The sequence below is a fragment of the Bacillus sp. KICET-1 genome (assembly GCF_027721405.1).
Lineage (GTDB): Bacteria > Bacillota > Bacilli > Bacillales > Bacillaceae > Bacillus > Bacillus velezensis.
Genome location: NZ_CP113515.1, coordinates 1022907 through 1037730, shown reverse-complemented (window position 1 = coordinate 1037730; position 14824 = coordinate 1022907). Strand labels below are relative to the sequence as shown.

Genomic DNA, 14824 nt, shown 5'->3' with positions numbered 1-14824 from the left:
CAAAATAGGGGGATCATTATGAAGAAACAATCATGGCTGATCGGCCTGGCACTTCTGCTTGTTTTCGCATTAAGCGCTTGCAGCGGCGCGAAGGAAAACAACGGATCGGCATCAGGCAAAGGAAAGACAGACATGCGTACATATGAATCAACAAAAGGAAATATTGACATACCCGCACATCCGAAACGGATCGTCACTGACTTTTATGCGGGTGAGCTGCTGTCCGTTGACGCAAATGTCGTCGGGGCGGGCTCATGGGCTTTCAAAAATCCGTTTATCAAAAAACAGCTGAAAAACACCACGGACATCGGCAATCCCGTCAATGTGGAGAAAGTGATGCAGCTGAAGCCTGATTTAATCGTGCTGATGAAGGATGACCAATACGAGAAACTATCGAAAATCGCACCGACGATTGTCATTCCTTTTAACACCGCAAAGAATACGAAAGATACGGTCAGCCTATTCGGTGACATTGCCGGGGCGAAGGATAAAGCCAAAAGCTTTATGGCAGACTTCAACAAAAAGGCAGAAGCCGATCAAAAGCGCCTCAAAAACGTGATCGGCAAAGACGAGACAGTCGGCCTTTATGAAACGACAGATAAAGGCGAAATCTGGATTTTCAATGACAATTCCGGCCGCGGCGGCCAAGCCGTTTATAACGCGCTCGGATTGAAAGCACCGGCCAAAATCGAAAAAGACATCATGAAAACGGGCGCCATGAAACAGGTTTCCCAAGAGGTCATCCCTCAATATGCGGCTGATTATATGTTCATTACCGATTACAATCCGAATGGAGAAAGCAAAACATTTGAGCGTCTGAAAGAGTCATCCGTTTGGAAAAATCTCGATGCCGTAAAGAACAACCGTGTCTTTATCAACGATTTCAACACCTTCTATCCGTATGACCCGATTGCCGTCAGCAAACAGATGGATATCATCACCGACATGCTGATCAAACGGGCTGAAGAAAATAAAAAATAAAAAAAGCGGCACAGTCATGACACTGTGCCGTTTTTCATGTTCACTTTAATTTTGACTGTACGGAGCCCGGCATATCTTCAAATCTGACTTCTTCCCAGGTCTCGACATACTTTCCTTTCGCCTTCACCTTCAAATACGCGTTCTTCCGAAGGTCTTTCCCGGCGAAAAAGGTCACTTCTTCTTTTTTCCCGGATGCGTTATATCCGTCTAATGTATACTCAGTACCGCCCGGGCTAAGATGTTTGCCATCTCGATCAATCTGTACATAAACATCTTGCTGGTGAATAAACGGATTAAATCTGTCTGTAACATCATTATGAAAAAAGAGAAGTCCGTATATGACGGCAGCGGCCGCCAAGACGGCCAGGATTGCCAATGCTTTTTTCATCTGTGCACTCCCCTTACTTGTTCATTTTTTTCAAATAGCTTGTCCGCACCGCGAGGAAGAACAGAAGCTGAAAGATGAAAAACCCTCCGATGGTCAGACTGAGCGGCCCCGCTACATCGGAATAGCCTTCCACCGCCAATGTTCTCAAAGCAAACAGCGTATGGATGACGGCAATGACGAAAGGAAAGAAAAAGAGAATCGCCAATTGTATCGTCACGCTTTGTGCCATTTCACGCTCGCTCAGACCGATTTTGGCCAATGAACGGTAGCGCTCCCGGTCCTCATCTAAATCGGTGAACAGCCTGAAATATAAGAAACTCGCTGCCGCGACAAAGAAAACGATCGCGATAAACAGGCCGATGAATAAACTCAGGCTCGGCAGCTGCACCGTATCATAGTACGTCCCGGCTTTTGCCATAAAATCAGAATGCACGTCGATATAGTTGCCGTAAATCTCATTTTTCAAGGATTGGCTGATCCCAAGACTGTCTTTCCAATGATCATAGCTGTAGCCGTATAATGACGCTTTCTCACCGAGTGATTTCAGCTGATCAAAGGTTTGATCGTTCACCGCGATGATGGCATTCAGTGAAATCAGCGGTTTTTTGACTTCTTTTACCGTCAGTTTTTGGTCAGACGGCTTGCCTTTTTGGTTCAGCAGCTTCAGCTGATCCGGCGCGTCGTTTTTGAAATTGCGGTCATACGTGCCCGGGAAATAGACAGCCTCATTATGTTTCAGCCCGTTCAGCTTGACATGGAAGTATGTTGACACATCCGATTCGCTGATCATGTAAACAGGCGGAACAGTATCTCCTTCCTGATAGCGGACATAGGAAACATTTATTTTGTCTTTCTTATACGTAAAGCCGTGTGTTTTCAGTTCATGGTCAATATCTTTCAAATGAGTCTGTTCTTTCGGGTTATTGCTGAAAGATAAATACTCCATCTCATAGGCGGACTCTTCCGCCCCGACGGTCGATTTGTACATCGCGAGCACGCCCGTCGCCGTAAAGGCAACCGCGGAAATAATACTGACGATAAAGAACAGGCGGGCATTGTCTTTTAAACGATAGACAAGGTCAGAAACCCAAATAACATTTTTCCCGCGCAGATAAAAGGTTTTCCACTTCTTCAGCGCGCGCAGAATCCAGATGCTGCTTTGGCTGAAAAAGAAATACGTGCCGATGACGGTAAGCAGTAAAATGATGAACGGCTCGGTCCCGTGGACATTGCCTTTCAGAACCATGCCGTACCCGCCGCACAGGCAGGCGATGCCGAATAAGGACAGAAGCACGGACGGCTTCGGCTCCGGCTTGATCTTGTCAGTGCCCTTTATTAATTTGATCACCGTATTTGATCTGACAAAAAGGATCGTGAACTGCGATAAAAGGAAAAATAAGAGCAGAAATCCGCCGGCCGTAATGCCAAGCGCTTTCCAAGGCATGTACAGAGGCAGCGCGTCCATTTCTAAAATATAAGCGCCGACCGTAAAGAACGTTTTCGAAAAAATGAAGCCTCCGATAATCCCGGCTGCGATCGACATGACGCCGATGATCATGTTTTCCGCCGTAATGAGCTTTCTCAGCTGCACCGGCGTAATACCCTGCATCAGCAGAATACCGAATTCTTTATTTCTCGATTTCAAAAATGCGTTAACCGAATACAGAACAAATATGAAAGAAAAAACAAAGATCATCCATTCCGCGGCGGTTAAGCCTTTTTTGGCGATGTTATTCAGGTAGCCTTCCTTTAGTGCCGGATGAAACAGGAACATCGCAAAGGTAAAGAAAATCAAAACGGAAAAGGCGCTGCTCAAGAAGAATGCAAGATAGGCCCTTTTGTTTCTCGTGACGTTTTTATAAGCGAACTGAAGAAAGGTCATTTGCGTTTCCCCCCAGCATAGACAGCACATCAAGAATCTGCTCATAAAAGACTTGGCGGTTTTCCCCGCGGTAAATCTCATTAAACAGTTCGCCGTCTTTTATAAAGATGACGCGGCGGCAGTAGCTTGCCGCAACCGGATCGTGGGTCACCATCAAAGCCGTGACATGATCATCCTGATTCAGGCTCTGCATCGTTTCCATGACATCTTTTGACGCTTTGGAATCAAGGTTTCCCGTCGGTTCATCAGCCAGAATAAGTGACGGCTTATGAATGACCGCTCTTGCGATGGCGGCCCGCTGGCGCTGTCCGCCGGATACTTCAAACGTCCGTTTATTGAGCAGGTCTTCGATTCCGAGCTTTTTTGCGATGCCGTGCAGTTTTTCTTCCATGACAGACGGCGCTTCTTTTTCAAGCGTTAACGGCAGCATGATATTTTCACCGATTGTCAGCGTGTCCAGAAGGTTGAAATCCTGAAACACAAATCCGAGCTGCTTGCGGCGGAAATGAGCGAGCTTTGTCCGCTTCAGCCGGTGCGGGTTTTCTCCGTGAATCAGGATATCGCCTGAATCCGGCCGGTCGATCGTTGAAATGATATTCAAAAGTGTTGTTTTTCCGGAGCCGGACGGTCCCATCACCGCCGTGAACCCGCCTTCTTCTATTGAAAATGAAATTTGTTTTAAAGCTTGATAGGATACTTGTCCTTTATAGGTTAGGTTTTATTTATATGTTTGACTTCAAGCATATTCGCCATGAGAATCCTCCTTATGGTTTTATTCTTGTTGATCTGGGCTGCTTTCATGTAGTGCCGGGGCATTCAGCATAAAAAATCCCCTTGACATAAATCCATGTTATCAAGGGGAAACAGAATGAGCTATGTTGTTTTCTTAACGCAGTCTTACATTTTTGTAAGAAATGAAAATCGGACCGATGTCCCTTCACCGGGGGACGAGCTGATGTCCACCGTATGATTGAGCTTGCCCGTAATTTCTTTGACGAGATGGAGGCCGATTCCCGTAGATTCTTGGAAACGCCGCCCGTTTTCGCCGGTGTAATAAGGGTCAAACACCCGCTTGATATCTTGCGAGGGAATGCCGACACCGTAATCTTTGACTTCAAGCATCGTCCTGTCTTCATCGCGGAAGACATTCAGCTCCAGTCTGTCACTCTTGCCTGCCGAATATTTGACCGCATTTGTGACGACTTGGCCGATCGCAAATTTGAGCCATTTGGCATCGGTGTAAATCTGATGATCATCGCGAATATCCATTTTCGGATAGACGCGGTATTGAATAAAAAATCGTTTATAGCTTTGAATGACCGATTGGAGAAGCTCTGATAAGGAAACCGCTTCGACTTTAAAATCCCGCTCAAACAGGTCAAGCCTTGATGAATAAAGGAGCGTCTCCAGCCCGAATTCAATCTGCCGGACCTCTTTTTTGATTTGTTCAAAGACGGGCTCATCCTCTTCCTGAATGATTAAATTAATGACCGACAGCGGCGTTTTTACTTGGTGCACCCATTGATTCATATACGTCACCCGCGCGTCGAGCTTGGCTTCGGTCTCGTAGAGCTTCTGGTGCTGCAGCCGGGTCAGCTCCATCTGCTTTTCATACAGCTCTGAACAGAACACTGAAGAACCGAGATACGGGATGTCCGTCCCTTCCTGCTCCGAGCTGAGCCAATGATACACACCGCGGTCTTTGTACCAGCGATAGGCAAGATACCCCGCCAAAATAAGAAGCTGCACGCCCAATATGTAAAACAGGTGGGAAAAAGAATGAAGACCCGCAAACCAGTAATAAAAGAAGACAAACAGCCCTTGAAGGAGAAAAAGCAGAATCAGCACGGCATGAGACCGGAGAAACAGCTTCATGACAGCGCCCTCAGCTGGTAGCCTTCGCCCCGCACCGATTCAATGGAAACAGGCGCATTCAGCTCCCGCAGTTTTTTTCTGAGCCGCGTGATATACACGTTAAGCGTATTATCATCGACGAAAATGTCGGTGTCCCACGTTTTTTCCATGAGCCGGTCTCTTCCCGTCACCTTTTCTCCCCGCTCCAGCAGAACTTCCAAAAGCTTGCTTTCTTTCTTAGAAAGCTCGCTTTTTTCGTCCTGAAAACGCAGTTCAAACCGTTCCACAAAGAGCTGCACACCGGCATATTCAACCACTTTCTCTCCCTGCTTGGCGGCGTACTCTCCGTATGCCCTGCGGATCTGGCTTTTGATTTTCGCCAGCACAATATCATAAGAAAACGGTTTTTCGATATAATCATCTCCGCCGTTTTCAATCGCCATCACCTGATCCATTTCTCCGCTTCTGGCTGAGATGAAAATGATCGGGCTTGTAGAATGCTGGCGGATCTGGCGGCACCAATAATAGCCGTCATAAGACGGCAGATTGATATCAAGCAGCACCACATCAGGCTTTTCCCGCAAAAAAACATCAAGAACAGCCGTGAAATCCGCGGCGGCCACTGTTTGATATCCGTATTTTTCAAGGTAATTCTGCAATAGTCCGCGAATGTCTTCACTATCTTCCACAATCATGATTTTATTCAAACTGAACCACTCCCGTTTCTTACGCTGCTGCCATCATCATAATCGTTTCGGGCGTACGGACGCAACACCGCACAAAAAAACCGCCATCTTGGCGGTTTCCGTTTTCATCAGCCGACCTGCTGTTTTACGGCTTTACCGGCTGATCCGAACTCTCTCATTTTGCTTCGCACCGTCTCTTCCACGGCTTCAATGCCGGGTGTCATGTAGCCGCGCGGTTCGTACAGATCGCCGTTTTCCTGAAACATGCGTCGTGTTTCGTCTGTCCAGGCTACCATACATTCCGTGTTGATATTGATTTTCGCGTGGCCGAGCGTGATGGCTTTTTTGATCTGATCCTGCGGAATCCCGGATGCTCCGTGGAGAACGAGGGGAATATCAGTCATGCGGGAGATAGCCGCCATTTCTTTAAATCCGAGATTGGGCTCGCCCTGATATTTGCCGTGGACGGAGCCGAGGGCGGCGGCCAGAGCGTCGATATTGGTTTCTTTCACGATCCGTTTACATTCGGCGATATCGGCATAGCGGACCCCGCCGACCAGCCCGTCTTCCATGCCGCCGACCGTGCCGACTTCTGCTTCTACTGAGACGCCGTGCTTTGCGGCATAATCGGTGACTTCTTTTGTCATCGCGATGTTCTCATCAATCGGATGATGGGAGCCGTCAATCATCACTGAGCTGAATCCGGCGTCAATGGCCTGTCTGCAGCGTTCCGCACTGCTTCCGTGATCAAGATGGAGCACGACGGGAACGGTAATCGCCATTTCTTCCATTAACGCGCCGACCATGGCGGCAATTGTTTTAAACCCGCCTAAATAGTCGACCAGACGATCGGAAGCCGCGGCGATGACCGGCGATTGCTCTTTTTGCGCCGCTTGCAGAATCGCCTTCGTCCATTGGAGGCCGTTGATATTAAACTGGCCGACTGCATAATGCTCCCGTTTCGCTTCTGCAAGAAGATGTTTCATGGTGACAAAAGCCATGTTCACGCCTCCTTCATGAAGTATTTTGATACGACGGCTTCCGTTGTTTCCTTTGCCGTTTTGATCGTTTCCTCCGCAGTCAGCTTATAATATTCAGGTCTGAACAGCTCTACGGAGACAACATCATTGAATCCGATTTCTTTTAACGCTGACAGATGGGCGTCTAAGTCAATCGCACCCTGCCCAGGCCAGACGCGGTCTTCATCCGTTAAAAAGCCGATCGGAAAGTCTTCTGTATCGTCGATATGATAGATGAAAATTTTCTTTCCGTCCGCCTGCTTCAAGCTCTCAATATTGGAGCCCATCGCGTGGAAATGGAAGCTGTCAAACACCAGTCCGACATTATCGCGGCCGACAGCGTTCACGATGTCATACGCCTGTTCAAATGTATTGACCGTGCATTGCGGGTGGCCGACAAATTCAAGGGCAATGTTTACGCCGTACGGCTCCGCGATGTCCGAAAGCTCAGTCAGCACCTCTGCGCTGCTCTTTTTGATTTCTTCTTTCAAGATTTTCCGCTCTGTCACAAGCGGCACGGCCACCACATATTTCACGCCGAGCGTCCTGCAGGTTTCCATCATGCTTTTGAATTCCGAAATGATCTCCCTATAGCCCTTCTCATCACGGTTGTTGAAGAAAACCAGTGCGTTCAGGGCAAGCGGTTTAATGTGATGGGTTCGAAAATATTCCGCCAGATCGGCCAGTGAATGGTCTTTTAAGTATTCCGGCAGCTTATCCATTGTGCGGATTTCAATATAATCATAGCCGTGCTTTTCGCACAGTTCTAAATCCTGTTTCAGGTTTGAATTCTCCAGCGTAGTCGCTTCATTAAAGCAAAGTTTCATGTCAGCCTCTCCCATCCGCGTTTTCGATATGAAGGGAGTCCGGCTGGAGGGCTTTTTTGCCCCGCTCCGCCGAACTCCGTACTCAGCTTATGCCATACCCAGTTCTTCCTTTAATTTCTTAAGCGTGGTCCGGCTTGATTCATCCGCTCTTTCGCCGACCCAAGCAAAAACGGCGTTCGTCGCAATTCCGTCGAATTTCATCTCTCTCATCTTTCTGAAAATCGTCTCAAAATCGACCTCGCCTTGCCCGATGTCCAAATGTTGGTGAACCGTTACTTTCGCATCAGGCGGGTTGACGATGTAACGCAGGCCGTGCGCCGCTTTATGATTAAAAGTATCTGCAAATAAAACATGTGTAAGGCGGTCGCCGGCTTCATCAAACATGGTCGCAATATCGCCTTTTCCGTCATCATAGAAGAACGTATGCGCAGTCGAGTAGACAAGATTGATCCAATCCTTATCAAGCGCGCGGATCATATCCATCGCACCTTTGTGCGTTTCGATAAAATCATACGGGTGAGCCTGAAGATTGAGTTTAACGCCTTCTTTTTCAAAAACGGGCAGCAGTTCATCCATGGATTTGATAAATTTTTCTTCACTTGTCAAAGGATCATATTTTGAACCGCTGAATTCACTGTTCATCAAATCCACTTCAAGTTCAACCGCAATTTCGATCGCCCGTTTCCAGTTGCGCACGGCGGCCTGACGACGGTCTTCTTCAGGACCCGCCCAGTGGTAAAGCGGAAGAAGAGAGGACAGCTTCACACCTGTATCCTTTAAAAGGCGCTTCAATTGTTTGATTTTTGCTGAATCGACTTTCGGATATTTGTAGAAAGGACAAAAATCCTCGCGCGGGGACAGTTCGATATATTCGTATCCGAGCTCCGCCGTTTTATAGACCATTTCCTCTAACGTTAAATCATCGCGGTACATGGATGGATCTAAGGCCAGTTTCATTTCTTTCACTCCCGATCTATTATTTGTTCACAGTCGTAAATGATTGGTAGAATGCCGGTTTCTCTTGCAGCGCCACAGGCTCTTTCTGCCCGGATTCCTGAGCTTTTACGCACGCGTCAGTTGTCACCGCGGCAATATAACCGTCCCATGCCGTCGGACCGCTGACTTCGCCTTTTTTCCGGATCGAATCAATGAAGTCTTGAATTTCCACATCATACGCAGCCACAAATCGGCGCTGCCAATCCATCAGGATATCGGTGCTGAATGTCCCTTCTTTTCTCAAGCTGATGCTTGACGGTTCCGGAAGCTTGATGACGCCGTCTTCCCCGACGATCTCACATTGAATGTCATAGCCGTATTTACAGTTCACGTAGATTTCGGCATTGATGACGATGCCGCCTTTTGTTTCGATGATGACCATCTGCGGATCTTTCAGATGCGGCAGCGCATTTTTTGATTTCTTCGGATAGATGACCTGTACGGATTCATAGTCGTCATTGACGAGCCAGTGGAGGACATCAATTTCATGAACGAGCGTATCGACGACGGCCATGTCCGTTGAATAATTCGATGCGACTGTCGGGTTGCGGTGCGCACAGTGAATCATCAGCGGCTCGCCGACCACGCGGTTATCGATCGCTTCTTTCAGCTGAACGTAACCGCTGTCATATCTGCGCATAAAACCTACCTGCACCAATCGTTTTCCCGTCTTCATTTCTTCCTCGACAATGCGCATACAGCCTTCTGCCGTTGTCGCAAGCGGCTTTTCACAAAACACGTGCTTGCCGTGCTGAATCGCTTTCAAAACGCTGGACTCGTGAGCCGGGCCCCAGCTTGTCACTAAGACGGCATCCACATTTTCAGCAGCGAGGAGGCTGTCGTCATCAGGATAAACGGAGGCGTTCAAATTGAAATCCTGAACGGTCTGCTGCGCGGCCTCCTGATTCACATCTGTGACAGCGGTAATTTCCGCTCCGGACAGCTTATTTGTGATGCGGTTGATGTGCTCTTTTCCGATAGCACCGGTTCCGATAACACCTATACGTAAATTCATTGATCGCCACTCCTTCTGATAATCAAATAATGGTTCTCGTCTTTCTTTTCTCGCTGCCGTCCTGAGGAGCGCCGTAAAGTTCCTCCTGTATCTGTTCAAGCGACTTGCCGGACGTACTCGGCGCGAAGACAAGTCCGATGATCATACTGGCCGTCACACATATGAGCAGAATACCGGCCATAAAACCGATGCCGAATTGTGACATGATGACCGGCACAAATAAACTCCAAATGCCGATTGAAATACGGACGAGAAAGAACATGAGCCCTTGTGCTGACGCTCTGTATTCTGTCGGGAACAGCTCGCTTGCCCACAGCTGGTAGTTCGCCTGCTGGCCGGCTCCGTTATTGATGCCGATCGCTAAAACAAACAAAAGCAGCATCGGGAGCCCCTGAAACGGCAGTAAAAACAGCGACCAGCCGACAACGGCCATAAATGCGCAGATTCCGAACACCGTTTTCCGATATTGATCTGCAAAAGGCATGAAGATACAGGCGACGCCGAGCCCGGTAAAGATAAACAGGGCCATCTGCAGAATGTTGGCCGTATTTGCGGATACGCCGCCGACCTGCTGGTAGATGTACGGCATGAAGAACCCCATGACGCCCGCTGCGAGATTCCATACGAGAAACACACCCATTAAAAACAAAATGTTCTTGAAAAATTTCGGCTGAAGCAGGTCAAAATAAGATGTTTTTTTCACGGCGGCAGGCCGCTCTTCACTGTTTTTCCAGGCATCCGACTCAGGTAAACGCTTTCTTATCACATATGTGATCAGGGCGATCACCAATAGATGCGCAAAGACAATTTTATTTCCTAAAAGCCCGAGGTCACCGACCAAAACGGATAACAGCAGAACCACAACGGCCCCTGCGGCCCACGCCACCTGCGCCACTCCGCAATGCCTCGCCCGGTTTTTCTCGGGGGCGTTTTCCGCGATAATGGTCCATGAAGCCGTAATATCCGCGCCTACAGAAATCCCGATAATCATGTATCCGCATAACAGCATGGGAAAGTTGAATCCAAACAAAACCAAACAAATTCCTAAGGCGTAGACGAGCATACTGTTTGTGTATACAGCTTTTCGGCCGACTTTATCAGCCAAATACCCGCCGAGCAGCGCTCCGACGGCCGCTGATATCGCGTTTGCACTGAAGGCGCCGAGCAATCCGATCTGGCTGTCGGACAGCTTTAAATAGCTGACCCACATAGATAAACCCGCTGATCCTGCCACGATGGAACCTGCATCAATGTAATTGGCTAATGCTGCGGCGATGGTCCTTTTGCTGAAAGCTGATTCCGCCTTGGCACTATTCATATAAGTCCCCCTCTAATTTGCAGGATCAAGCAGTTCACTGTCGATGTACTTTCTCGCAATCAGCGCGTACTCAAGCGGATTGGCGACTGCCGGGTCTTGTTCGGCTTCGATGACGATCCAGCCTGAATAATCATGACGGACGAGCGTTCGGTATACTTCGGTAAAATCGATGCATCCGTCTCCGGGAACCGTAAAAATGCCCTGTAAAAACGACTGCCTGAATGACTTGCCTTCCTGTCTGCACCGCTCCATAATGTCAAACCGCGCGTCCTTGAAATGAACGTGTCTGATCCGATCCATATGCTTGTTGAGAATTGTCATATAGTCTCCGTCCGAGATATAGGCATGCCCGGTATCATAAAGTAAATGGACATACCGCGGGTCCGTTCCATCCATCAGCCGGTCAACTTCTTCCGCCGTCTGGACGCCTGTGCCGAGATGATGATGAAAAACCATGTCCAGCCCGTATTCGTCAGCGATTTTCCCGAGACGGTTCAAGCCCTGGCACAGCGTATCCCATTCTTCATCTGTGAAGTGCGGTTTTTTCTTAAATACATCAATGTCCAAGCCTTGAACACTGTACGTCTGTTCAGAAACGGTGGCGACATCCGCTCCGACTTTCTGCAAATAATCACAGTGTTCTGTAAATTGTTCAGCCGTTTTTTCAATACCGTCTTGAATGATAAAGCTGCTGAACCATTTCCCCGCAATCCGCAAGTTCCGGAGAGCCAGCTCCTTATTGAGGACGGAGGGTTCAGGGAAAAACCCTCCCACTTCCGTACCTTGAAAGCCGGCGACAACAATATCGCTTAACAAATGCTGCAGCGTATTCCCGGCTCCGATTTCCGGCATATCGTCATTGCGCCACCCAATGGGAGCGATGCCCCACAGAATATCTTGTTTGCCCATCGTGATGCCTCCCCTCTAGTACTGCTTCGCAGACTTCAGCTTCATCTCTTTCGCTTCGTATGCCCGCTGAACACTTTCCTGCTCCGACACTTCCGCCACGCCGACATGCCACCAGCTGTCATAGCCGTCCGTCATCGTTTTCGGCAGAACCTTCATTTCAATTAAAGTGGATACGTCTTGCGTTTTCGCATCTTCAAGCGCCGCTTTCAGTTCTTCAACCGTATTGGCTCTGTATGTTTTAGCGCCGTAGCCCTCTGCCACCTTCGCGTAATCAACGTTTAAAATCTGATTGTCCTCTGTGCGGAACTCGCAGAAATAACTGCCGCTCCCGTGATCCATCTGCAGGTTGTTGATACAGCCGAATCCCGAGTTGTCAAAAAGCAGGACATTGATTTTTTTGTTATATTGAAGCGCGGTAATCAGCTCTGAGTGCAGCATCAGAAAGCTTCCGTCGCCGACGAGTGAATAGACTTCTTTGTCGGGATGGGCCAGCTTGAGGCCGAGCGTGCCCGATACCTCATACCCCATGCAGGAATAGCCGTACTCGAGGTGGTACGTATTCGGGACGTTGGAATGCCACAGCCGCTGCAAATCTCCCGGAAGAGATCCCGCCGAACTGATGACGACGCTGTCTTCAGGAATCGTGTCATTGATGGTCAACAGCGCCGTTGTTTGCGGCAGCTCAGTCTCGAGCGCGTCGGCATACTCGTTTAACACATCCTGTGAGAAATGGTTCTTAATTTCCGGTTCGAACGCGTCACGTGTAAAAGTGACCTTGCCGAGCCGGTCCCGTTCAGCCAGCCATTCATCTTTCCAATCTTTAATCGCCGTGCCGAATGCACTTTTATATCCGTCTAATAAGCCGTGCAGCCTGCCGAGCGTCACTTTCGCATCGGCTACGACCTGAAACGCGTCAAGCTTGTAAGCCTGCATGCGGCTGACGTTGATATTCAAAAATTTTGCTTTGTCAAAATCAAACGCCGTTTTCGAGGATGTCGCAAAGTCCGTGTAACGTGTGCCGACACCGATGATCAGATCAGCCTGGCGGGCGGCTTTGTTTGCGGCGAGTGTGCCCGTGATGCCCATGCCGCCCAGATTGTTGGCGAAATCGGCTTCAACCGTTGACTTGCCGGCCTGCGTTTCGACAAGCGGAATGCCGTATGTTTCAGAAAGCGCGATTAATTCCTCACGCGCGCCGGAGTACTTCGCGCCGCCGCCCACTAAAATGACGGGACGGCTGCTCTCCTTAATTCTCTCCGCGGCGCCTTTCAGCTCACGCTCGCTTGGCTGCATCCGGTCAATGTAATGAACGCGTTTTTCAAAGAAGCTTTCATCAAAATCAAATGCTTCTCCCTCTACATCCTGAGATATGCAGATTGTCGCCGGACCCGCTTTTGCCGGATCTGTCATCACTTCAAACGCCCGGATTAAGCTGCTCATCAGCTGCTCGGGGCGGGTAATGCGGTCCCAATAGCGGGACACGGGCTTTAACGCATCGTTTGTCGTGACGGCGGCACTGTATTCCTGCTCCACCTGCTGAAGCACCGGGTCAGGCTGCCTCGTCGCAAAGGTATCGGCCGGAAGCAGCAGCACCGGGATATTATTGGCCAGCGCCGTACCCGCGGCAGCCGTCAAGTTAGCGGCACCCGGACCGACAGATGTCGATACCGCGTAAATTTTTCTTCTCAGCATCTGCTTGCTGTATGCCATCGCGGCATGCGCCATGCCTTGTTCGTTTTTGCCTTGATAGACTTTCAGGTGCCCGGCGTCCTGCTCAAGCGCCTGCCCGATCCCCAACACATTTCCGTGGCCGAAAATCGTGAAGATGCCCTCAACGAACGGCTCTTCTTTTCCGTCAACATGAATGTACTGCCGGTTCAAGAATTTAATCAGCGCTTGTGCTGTCGTTAAGCGAATTGTCTTACCCACAAACGATCCCACCTTTTATACGTTCTATTTACCGTTAAGACTGTGCTGCGCTTCAATCAGTTCGATGATTTCACCGGCAGCCGGCATTGCTTCTGAGGAGCTGTGTTTGCTGACGACGATGGAAGCGGAAGCGCTCCCGTATTTTAAAGCCGTTTCAATATCCCGGCCGCTGACAAGTCCGTAGATGAAGGCTGACGCATAGGAATCACCCGCACCGAAGGTCTTCAGCACCTTTGTTTTATAGGCGTGCGCCCGGAAAACTTCTCCCGATCTGCTGTATGCGTATGATCCGTCAACGCCGTGCTTAATGACGACAAGGTCAGCAGAGTGCGCAAACAAATGGCGGACGGTTTCATCGTTATCTCCGCCGCTGCGGTTTTCCATTACGTCAAATTCATCACGCGTACCGATGACGATATCGGATTGTTCCGCCACCAGCGTGTAGTACACGGCTGTTTCTTCTGCCGATTGCCATGTATACGGACGGTAGTCGAGCTCAAACACGACTTTTACGTCATGTTTTTTTGCGATATGCACCGCTTTTAAGACGGCTTCGCGCGACGGGCTTTTCGCAAGCGCCGTGCCTGACACGAGCAGCATTTTCGCGTTTGCGATGTAACCTTCATTGACTTCGGACGGCTCAAGATACAAATCCGCCACGTCATCCCGGTACATCAGAATGCTGCACTCTTCGGGACTGAGAATTTCCGTAAAAGCGAGCCCGGCTTTGCGCCCTTCTCTGTCAACGGTCATTTGTGACGTATCAACGCCCTTTCCCTGCATATAAGAAACGATGAATCTGCCGTGCTGATCATCCGGGATTTTGCCGATAAAACCGGCTTTTAATCCGAGCTTGGCGCTGCCGATCGCAATATTTGCCGGGGAGCCGCCGACATATTTAGAAAACGTCATCGTTTCTTCCATCGGCCGGTTGTATTCCGCCGCGTTCAAATCAATACACGCGCGCCCGATCGCGACAATATCAAACTCTTTTTCTTCATTAAATGTATATTTCATCGT

Annotated in this window: 13 protein-coding genes and 1 pseudogene; 1 reads left to right on the top strand and 13 read right to left on the bottom strand. The window is 49.2% G+C overall.

What is annotated here, in order from left to right:
• Positions 1-18: 18 nt before the first annotated feature.
• A complete protein-coding gene (locus OVA33_RS05320) occupies positions 19-981 on the top strand; it encodes an iron-hydroxamate ABC transporter substrate-binding protein (protein ID WP_004393259.1) in 963 nt (320 codons plus the stop codon).
• A 40-nt stretch (positions 982-1021) separates the two neighbouring features.
• Here OVA33_RS05320 and OVA33_RS05315 read toward each other — a convergent pair whose 3' ends face one another.
• The 13 genes and pseudogenes from OVA33_RS05315 to iolC form a co-directional block, all read right to left on the bottom strand.
• Positions 1022-1369: a YxeA family protein gene (locus OVA33_RS05315; protein ID WP_004393256.1), complete on the bottom strand. Its 348-nt coding sequence runs from the start codon at positions 1367-1369 to the stop codon at positions 1022-1024.
• 13 nt (positions 1370-1382) lie between these two features.
• Positions 1383-3251 carry an ABC transporter permease YxdM gene (gene yxdM / locus OVA33_RS05310; protein ID WP_128974152.1) on the bottom strand — a complete coding sequence of 623 codons (1869 nt, stop codon included), beginning with the start codon at positions 3249-3251 and terminating at the stop codon, positions 1383-1385.
• Positions 3226-4004, bottom strand: a pseudogene (yxdL, locus tag OVA33_RS05305) (ABC transporter ATP-binding protein YxdL). Before yxdL ends, yxdM begins: the two are co-directional and overlap by 26 nt.
• 144 nt (positions 4005-4148) lie before the next feature.
• Complete coding sequence (yxdK, locus tag OVA33_RS05300) at positions 4149-5126, bottom strand: two-component system sensor histidine kinase YxdK (RefSeq protein ID WP_004393249.1); 978 nt, start codon at positions 5124-5126, stop codon at positions 4149-4151.
• Entirely contained in the window at positions 5123-5812 is a 690-nt protein-coding gene (gene yxdJ, locus OVA33_RS05295) for a two-component system response regulator YxdJ (protein ID WP_004393241.1), read from the bottom strand. Before yxdJ ends, yxdK begins: the two co-directional genes overlap by 4 nt.
• A 107-nt stretch (positions 5813-5919) precedes the next feature.
• Positions 5920-6792 (bottom strand): 6-phospho-5-dehydro-2-deoxy-D-gluconate aldolase, encoded by an 873-nt coding sequence (gene iolJ, locus OVA33_RS05290; RefSeq protein WP_025650018.1) that lies wholly within the window; start codon positions 6790-6792, stop codon positions 5920-5922.
• Positions 6793-6794: 2 nt separating this feature from the next.
• Positions 6795-7637, bottom strand: a complete 843-nt coding sequence (gene iolI, locus OVA33_RS05285) for a 2-keto-myo-inositol isomerase (protein WP_012118841.1) — start codon at positions 7635-7637, stop codon at positions 6795-6797.
• A gap of 87 nt (positions 7638-7724) precedes the next feature.
• Complete coding sequence (locus tag OVA33_RS05280) at positions 7725-8594, bottom strand: sugar phosphate isomerase/epimerase family protein (protein ID WP_017418544.1); 870 nt, start codon at positions 8592-8594, stop codon at positions 7725-7727.
• 19 nt (positions 8595-8613) lie between these two features.
• Positions 8614-9648 (bottom strand): bifunctional inositol 2-dehydrogenase/D-chiro-inositol 1-dehydrogenase, encoded by a 1035-nt coding sequence (locus OVA33_RS05275; protein ID WP_014419289.1) that lies wholly within the window; start codon positions 9646-9648, stop codon positions 8614-8616.
• Positions 9649-9670: 22 nt separating this feature from the next.
• Entirely contained in the window at positions 9671-10966 is a 1296-nt protein-coding gene (locus OVA33_RS05270; RefSeq protein WP_063636556.1) for an MFS transporter, read from the bottom strand.
• A 12-nt stretch (positions 10967-10978) separates the two neighbouring features.
• Positions 10979-11875, bottom strand: coding sequence for a myo-inosose-2 dehydratase (iolE, locus tag OVA33_RS05265; RefSeq protein ID WP_063636557.1), 897 nt, complete (start codon positions 11873-11875; stop codon positions 10979-10981).
• A 15-nt stretch (positions 11876-11890) separates the two neighbouring features.
• Positions 11891-13804: a 3D-(3,5/4)-trihydroxycyclohexane-1,2-dione acylhydrolase (decyclizing) gene (gene iolD / locus OVA33_RS05260; protein WP_014419292.1), complete on the bottom strand. Its 1914-nt coding sequence runs from the start codon at positions 13802-13804 to the stop codon at positions 11891-11893.
• A 24-nt stretch (positions 13805-13828) separates the two neighbouring features.
• Positions 13829-14821, bottom strand: a complete 993-nt coding sequence (gene iolC, locus OVA33_RS05255; protein ID WP_017418539.1) for a 5-dehydro-2-deoxygluconokinase — start codon at positions 14819-14821, stop codon at positions 13829-13831.
• Between the last annotated feature and the right edge of the window lie 3 nt (positions 14822-14824).